The sequence below is a fragment of the Haladaptatus sp. genome (assembly GCF_049589095.1).
In the GTDB taxonomy this organism is placed as follows: Archaea; Halobacteriota; Halobacteria; order Halobacteriales; family Haladaptataceae; genus Haladaptatus.
The window spans coordinates 1-6,572 of sequence record NZ_JBAWAC010000492.1 but is presented as its reverse complement, the minus strand read 5'-3'; the positions used below and the strand labels follow the sequence as shown (position 1 = coordinate 6,572).

Genomic DNA, 6,572 nt, shown 5'->3' with positions numbered 1-6,572 from the left:
ATCGTACCGACAACGATCCCGCCGAAGACGAATGCGAGCGTGGTCATCGTCGTCGATGGACGCAGTAGGAGTCGGGTTCCGAGCACCTCCATTGCGCCGGAGTGGTCCCGTTTCGGTATTTAAAATTCGGGGTACTCGCGTTTGCGGATACGAAGCAACTTCGCAACCGGCCGGAGGCTTTCGAAGTCCGTTGTAGTCTCCGAGACGGTAGCTTACTTTACGCTCGCGCTCCATCGTTGCGATATGAGTTCGATAACGCTGTACTCGCTCGATGGCTGTCCGTTCTGTCAGAAGGTCCACGACGCGCTCGATGAGGCGAACATCGAGTACGAGACGGAGTGGGTCGAAGCGCTCCACTCGAAGCGGAACGAGGTCAAACGCGTCAGCGGTCAGCGCGGCGTGCCGGTGCTCGTGAACGAGGATTCGGGCGTCACGATGGCCGAGAGTGAAAAGATCGTCGAGTACGTGGAGCAATCGATCGTATGAAGATCTACACCGGTCGCGGCGACGCGGGGCAGACCGACCTGCAGAACATGTCCCGCGTCTCGAAAGCCAGTCCGCGAATCGAGGCTTACGGGACGGTGGACGAGGTGAACGCCCTCATCGGTCGCTGTCGACCGACGGGGCACGACGACGTGGACGAACAGCTCCACGAAATCCAGAACCACCTCCACATCGTGCAGGCTGACTTGGCCAACCCGGAACCCGACGAGGACGACCCACAGGTGAACGCCGAACACGCCGACATGCTCGAATCGTGGATGGACGCCTACGACGAGGAACTGGACCCCCTCACGTCGTTCATCCTCCCCGGTGGCAGCGAATCGGGGGCGGAACTCCACCACGCCCGCGCCGTCTGCCGCCGCGCCGAACGTCGCGCGGTTGCGCTGGCAAGCGAGGAGGAGATCAACGAGAACGCAGTGACGTACCTGAACCGGTTGTCGGACGCGCTGTTCATCCTCGCCCGCGTCGTGAACAAACGCGACGGGGAACGGGAAGAGAGTCCGACGTACTGAGTTCTTCTTTTACTACAGCGTCCGCTGTCCACACAAAAGAGTGTTCAGTTCACCCACAAGCTTATGCCCCGGAACGAGAATCGTGGCGATATGCCTCCCGCATTCTTCACCCTCTTCATGGTCGCGTTCGTCGCCATCGGCGCGTTGAACGTGTTGAAACCCCGTGCGATGGCACGACACCAGATGCGAGTACGATACGGCGCGAAAGGAGACATCGAGTTCAGCGATACGCGCATTATGCTCCAGCGATTGGTGTCGCTCATCGTCCTCGTGGTCGGCGTCTGGACGATGTTCTCGTGGGGGGTTTGGTGAGAGTAAAACGGCTTCCGACGAGGATTCTTTTCTCAGCTTACAGTCCCAGTTCCCGTCCGATGACGAGGTGCTGAATCTCGCTGGTCCCTTCGCCGATTTCCATCAGTTTCGCGTCACGCAGGAACCGCTGCGGGGCGAAGTCCTCGGTGTAGCCGTAGCCGCCGAGCACCTGTACGGCGTCCTCGGAGACCTTTCGGGCCGACTCGCTGGCGTCGAGTTTTGCCAGCGCGCTCTCGTGGGAAACGGAGTAGCCTTCGTCGTACTTGCACGCCGCTTTGTGGGTCAGCAGGCGCGAGCGCTCGATTTTGCGGTCCATGTCTACGACCTTGTTGCGGATGGCGTCGAACTTCGAGATCGGCTTGCCGAACTGCTCGCGCTCCTGACTGTACCGGTGGGCCGCCTCGTAGGCCCCCTGTGCGATGCCGGTCGAGAGCGCGGCGATGCTGATTCGGCCGCCGTCGAGCGTCTTCTTGGTCTGCTCCCAGCCCTCGCCCTCCTCGCCGAGGAGTCGGTCCTCGGGAATCCGGCAGTCGGTGAACTGGATTTCACAGGTCGGCGAGGCGTTGAGTCCCATCTTGTCCCAGACGGTCGTGACCTCGAAGCCGTCGTCCTCCTCGGGATCAACGATGAACGTCGAGATGCCGCCGTAGCCCGCATCGGAGTCGGTGACGGCCTTGACCAGGACGCTTCCCGCCTCGCTGGCGTTGGTGATGAACTGCTTCGTGCCGTCGAGCACCCACTCGTCGCCGTCCTTTTCAGCCGTCGTGTCCATGTCGCTCGCGTCGGACCCGGATCCGGGTTCCGTGAGCGCCCACGAACCGAGGTAGTCGCCCTCTGCGAGCGGCGTCAACCACCGCTCTTTCTGTTCTTCGGTGCCGAACAGCTCGATGGGTTTCGATGCCAGCGAGATGTGTGCAGCATACGAGAGGCCGATGGATCCGGACACCCGGCCCAACTCCTCGGTGACAAGCGCGTACATCAACTGGTCGCCACCGAGTCCGCCGTACTCCTCGCTGATGGGAACGCCCATCATGTCGAGAGCGGCGAGTTCGTCGAAGACCTCCGCGGGGAAGCGGTGTTCGCTCTCGATTTCCTGTGCGATAGGTTCGATTTCCTCGTCACAAAACTCCCGGACGGTGTCGCGTACCATCCTGTGTTCGTCGGGGAGATTGAAATCCATACGCAATTTTTGCGCGGGTTTCGCTATAATGTCTTCGACTGGCCCCTCGTGAGCGGAGCGAACAAGGGGAAAGCAGGTAAAATGAAACCTCCCTGACGGTGAGTGAGTTTATCAACGATGGGGACGAACCGGTCTCCAATGGGTATCCGGCGACTGGTACGTGGCACGATCGAGTGGCCGCGTATCGAGGCAGTCATTCGAGAGATCGCGGAGCGATACGACCGCGAGGAAGTTCGCGTCGAGTTCATCGACGCCGACAACTGGCTCTCGACGCCCTGTGTGGTGGACGACGAGTGGTTCGTCAAGATCACGACCGACCAGAACTCGCTCGTTCACGCGCTCTTCACCAGCGTGCGGAATCTGGGCGCGTTCAGCAGCGGCACCGAGGGATTTTTCGAACATTTCGCCGGGCCGGACGAGATGGCGGAACACGAGCTAGAAGCAACGAGGAAGATGCGCGAAATCGGGTTGAACGTCCCGGCACCGATAGAGGCGTTCGAATACGACGACCTCGGCGTGCTGGTCATGGAGTATCTGCCCTCTTTCGAGACGTTCGAGGGGATTCCCGAATCGGACGTACGAAAGTACGCTCCCGACCTGTTCGGCGCGCTCGCCCGGATGCACGAACACAACCTCGCTCACGGTGACCTGCGCGGGGAGAACGTCCTCGTCGCGGACGGAGAGATATACTTCATCGACGCGACGAGCGTCAACGAGGAGCGAATCGACGAGGCCCGTTCGTACGACCTCGCGTGCGCGCTGGCGTCGCTGACGCCGCTCATCGGCGCTCGTGACGCGGTGCTGGCCGCCAACGAGCACTATTCTCCGGAGGAATTGCTCGCCGCACGCGAGTTCCTCGACTTCGTGAACATGCGCCCCGACCACGATTTCGACGCCGCGAGCGTCAAAGGTGAGATCGAAAAGCTCGCCGACAGGGAAGAGGCCGAGAGCGGCTAATCGCTCGCCGGTGACTATTTATCAATCGTTTGTGAGTAGTCGAGCATGACCGACGGGCGACCCCAAATCGTCAACGAATCCGCCCTCGACTGGGACGAACAATCACACGGCACCAACTTTCAGATCCGCCGTAAGCAACTCGGTGGTGCGGCAGGCGGCGAGCAGTTGGGCTGTAGTCTGTACGAACTCCCGCCGGGGAAGAAATCGTGGCCGTACCACTACCACACCGGAAACGAGGAGGCGATTTTCGTCCTCGACGGGGAGGGAACGCTCCGAATCGAGAACGACGAACGGAACCTCGAAGCGGGCGATTACGTCGCGTTCCCAGTCGAGGAGTACGCCCGCCGCGTCATCAACGACTCCGAGGCGACGCTTCGATACCTCTGTTTTTCGACCATGTGCGAACCCGACGTGTCGGTGTATCCCGATTCCGGGAAGATGGGTATATTCGCCGGGACCGCACCCGGAAAACACGAGGGGAGAACGTTGAGCGGCTACTTCCCGCTCGACGGAGAAGTGGACTACTGGCGTGGAGAGGACGAATAGCGGCTTGGATTTCTCCCGTGTTCCCCTGAACCGCCCGTCGGTGTGCTCTCCAAGTAAGAGTCTTTTTTAAGGTGCCGCGTCAAATTTCACCGAGTACAACATGAGTCAACAAGCCAGCGAGCAGGTTTACAGTCACTACATCGACGGAGAGTGGCGCGACGGTGCGGGCGACGAAACGTTCGAGAGCGTCAACCCGGCGACGAAGGAGTCGCTCGGCGAGTTCCACCGCGGAACACCCGAGGACATCGAAGCCGCCCTCGACGCCGCGGAGGAAGCGAAGGACGAGTGGCGCGAGCTTTCGTACATCAACCGCGCGGAGTACCTGTGGGACATCTACCACGAGCTCCGAGAGCGAACCGACGAACTCGGCGAAGTCATCACGAAGGAATGTGGGAAAGAGATCTCGGAAGGGAAAGCAGACGTCGTCGAGGCCGCGCACATGGTCGAGTGGGCCGCGGGCAACGCCCGACATCCGCACGGTGACGTTGTCCCGAGCGAGATTCCGAGCAAGGACGCCTACATGCGCCGCAAGCCGCGGGGCATCATCGGTTGTATCTCCCCGTGGAACTTCCCGGTCGCCATCCCGTTCTGGCACATGGCCATCGCGCTGGTCGAGGGGAACACGGTCGTCTGGAAGCCAGCAGAGCAGACGCCGTGGTGCGGTCAGATCATCGCCGAGATGTTCGAGGACGCCGGTCTCCCGGACGGCGTGTTCAACATGGTACAGGGCTACGGCGACGCCGGAAACGCCATTGTCGAGGACGAGCGCGTGGACACCGTCTTGTTCACCGGTTCATCCGAAGTCGGTCACAAGATTGCGGGTAAGGTCGGCGGCGAACCCGGCAAACTCGCGGCCTGTGAGATGGGTGGCAAAAACGGTATCATCGTCACGGAGGAGGCGGACCTCGACGTCGCCGTCCACAGCGCCATCATGTCCTCGTTCAAGACGACGGGCCAGCGCTGTGTCTCCAGCGAGCGCCTCATCGTCCACGAGGACGTATACGACGAGTTCAAGGAGCGCTACGTCGAAATCGCGAAGGACATCTCCGTCGGCGACCCGCTCGACGAGAACACCTTCACGGGTCCGATGGTCAACGAGGATCAGGTCGAGAAGTTCGGCAAGTACAACCAACTCGCCAAGGACGAGGGTGCGAACGTGCTCGTGGACCGCGAGGAACTCGACGATGACGAGATTCCGGACGGCTTCGAGGACGGCTACTGGGTCGGCCCGTTCGTCTACGAGGTCGATTACAGTCCTGACCTGCGCTGTATCCACGAGGAGGTCTTCGGTCCGCACGTCGCCCTGATGAGCTATTCGGGTGACATCGAAGAGGCAGTCGAAATTCACAACGACACGCCCTACGGACTGGCCGGAGCCATCATCAGCGAGGACTACCGCCAGATCAACTACTTCCGCGACTACGCGGAAATCGGCCTCGCCTACGCCAACCTCCCGTGCATCGGCGCGGAGGTCCACCTGCCGTTCGGCGGCGTGAAGAAGTCCGGCAACGGCTACCCGAGCGCCCGCGAATCCATCGAAGCCGTCACCGAACGCACGGCGTGGACCCTCAACAACTCGAAGGACATCGAGATGGCACAGGGTCTCTCAGCGGACATCAAGACCGAGGACGAATAATTGACCGGGAGGAGTCGAACGGAGTGAGACGACTCCCCGCGGTTTTCGTGTTCACAGAGGACGAATAGACGGACCGCTCCGTTTTTATTTTGTCGTGTTGAATATGGAAGATTAATGCGGGCGAAAGTATTGACCGATCCGCGTACTGAACCTTCTCGATTCGTCGATGAGACAGTATCTCAGATATAGTGACAGTACAGCTGAAATAATGGTTCCGCGTAGAAGACGACGTTTCGATTTAGGTTTGCAAAGGGTGGAGACGACGGAGAGACGAGACGGATGGTGGGTGGTGGCTTCCGGAAGCCGATGTGGGTCCGACCAGTTCCCACGCGACGAAGCGCACAGTCCCAGTTGAGTTGCCAACATACGACGAGAAAAGCGTCGCATACCGGCATATGTCCATTTTCGTTTCTCCGTCTTAAATCTGTGCAACTTGGCTCGCAATGGGAACGGTTCGCGGAGTCGTCGATAACTCGCCGCGGGCACGGCAAAGTTTAGGGCCGTTGTTGTAGTCGTACCAATACCGACTGACCATGACCGGAGATTCACTCGACGACCTCTTTTACGAGGGGCTGAAGGAGATGTACTACGTCGAAAACGAACTGTTCGATACGCTGGACGAACTGGCGACTGAGGTCAACGATGGCGACCTTCAAAACGCGTTCGAGGAGCATCGGGGCGAAACGAAACGACACGTCGAGCGCCTCCAAAACGTGTTCGACCACATCGGCGAACCGGCCAAGAGAAAGCAACTCCGTGCACTCGACGCCCTCGTGGAGGACCACGAGGAGTTCGTCGACGGGAAACCGAATCAGGAACTCCGGAACCTGTTCGACAAGGGAATCGCTGAAAAGTTCGAGCACCTCGAAATCGCGGCGTACGGCAACCTGCTGTTCATGGCCGACACGCTGGGCCACGACGAAGC

8 protein-coding genes are annotated in these 6,572 nt (G+C 60.2%); 7 read left to right on the top strand and 1 reads right to left on the bottom strand.

Annotated elements, in window-relative coordinates; translation table 11 throughout:
* Positions 1–243: 243 nt before the first annotated feature.
* The 3 genes from WBV42_RS15190 (at position 244) to WBV42_RS15180 (ending at position 1,328) form a co-directional block, all read left to right on the top strand.
* Positions 244–486 (top strand): glutaredoxin family protein, encoded by a 243-nt coding sequence (locus WBV42_RS15190; protein ID WP_253227185.1) that lies wholly within the window; start codon positions 244–246, stop codon positions 484–486.
* Positions 483–1,016 (top strand): cob(I)yrinic acid a,c-diamide adenosyltransferase, encoded by a 534-nt coding sequence (locus WBV42_RS15185; protein WP_423986772.1) that lies wholly within the window; start codon positions 483–485, stop codon positions 1,014–1,016. Before WBV42_RS15190 ends, WBV42_RS15185 begins: the two co-directional genes overlap by 4 nt.
* A gap of 90 nt (positions 1,017–1,106) precedes the next feature.
* Positions 1,107–1,328: a hypothetical protein gene (locus WBV42_RS15180; RefSeq protein WP_423986771.1), complete on the top strand. Its 222-nt coding sequence runs from the start codon at positions 1,107–1,109 to the stop codon at positions 1,326–1,328.
* 37 nt (positions 1,329–1,365) lie between these two features.
* Here WBV42_RS15180 and WBV42_RS15175 read toward each other — a convergent pair whose 3' ends face one another.
* Complete coding sequence (locus WBV42_RS15175) at positions 1,366–2,508, bottom strand: acyl-CoA dehydrogenase family protein (RefSeq protein WP_423986770.1); 1,143 nt, start codon at positions 2,506–2,508, stop codon at positions 1,366–1,368.
* Between the two features lie 138 nt (positions 2,509–2,646).
* On the opposite strand from WBV42_RS15175, the gene WBV42_RS15170 reads away from it, so the two are divergent.
* The 4 genes from WBV42_RS15170 to WBV42_RS15155 all read left to right on the top strand — a co-directional run.
* Positions 2,647–3,465 carry an RIO1 family regulatory kinase/ATPase gene (locus tag WBV42_RS15170; protein WP_423986769.1) on the top strand — a complete coding sequence of 273 codons (819 nt, stop codon included), beginning with the start codon at positions 2,647–2,649 and terminating at the stop codon, positions 3,463–3,465.
* A 45-nt stretch (positions 3,466–3,510) separates the two neighbouring features.
* On the top strand, positions 3,511–4,011 hold the full coding sequence (locus WBV42_RS15165) for a cupin domain-containing protein (protein ID WP_423986768.1): 501 nt from the start codon (positions 3,511–3,513) through the stop codon (positions 4,009–4,011).
* A 100-nt stretch (positions 4,012–4,111) separates the two neighbouring features.
* On the top strand, positions 4,112–5,647 hold the full coding sequence (locus WBV42_RS15160; protein WP_423986767.1) for an aldehyde dehydrogenase family protein: 1,536 nt from the start codon (positions 4,112–4,114) through the stop codon (positions 5,645–5,647).
* Between the two features lie 533 nt (positions 5,648–6,180).
* A partial coding sequence (locus tag WBV42_RS15155) for a ferritin-like domain-containing protein (RefSeq protein ID WP_423986766.1) occupies positions 6,181–6,572 on the top strand: 392 nt, incomplete at its 3' end.

Bases quoted from the DNA above. Each gene is read 5' to 3' on its own strand.
- WBV42_RS15185 (WP_423986772.1), top strand. From the start codon at position 483: ATGAAGATCTACACCGGTCGCGGCGACGCGGGGCAGACCGACCTGCAG.
- WBV42_RS15180 (WP_423986771.1), top strand. From the start codon at position 1,107: ATGCCTCCCGCATTCTTCACCCTCTTCATGGTCGCGTTCGTCGCCATC.
- WBV42_RS15190 (WP_253227185.1), top strand. From the start codon at position 244: ATGAGTTCGATAACGCTGTACTCGCTCGATGGCTGTCCGTTCTGTCAG.
- WBV42_RS15165 (WP_423986768.1), top strand. From the start codon at position 3,511: ATGACCGACGGGCGACCCCAAATCGTCAACGAATCCGCCCTCGACTGG.
- WBV42_RS15175 (WP_423986770.1), bottom strand. From the start codon at position 2,508: ATGGATTTCAATCTCCCCGACGAACACAGGATGGTACGCGACACCGTC.
- WBV42_RS15160 (WP_423986767.1), top strand. From the start codon at position 4,112: ATGAGTCAACAAGCCAGCGAGCAGGTTTACAGTCACTACATCGACGGA.
- WBV42_RS15170 (WP_423986769.1), top strand. From the start codon at position 2,647: ATGGGTATCCGGCGACTGGTACGTGGCACGATCGAGTGGCCGCGTATC.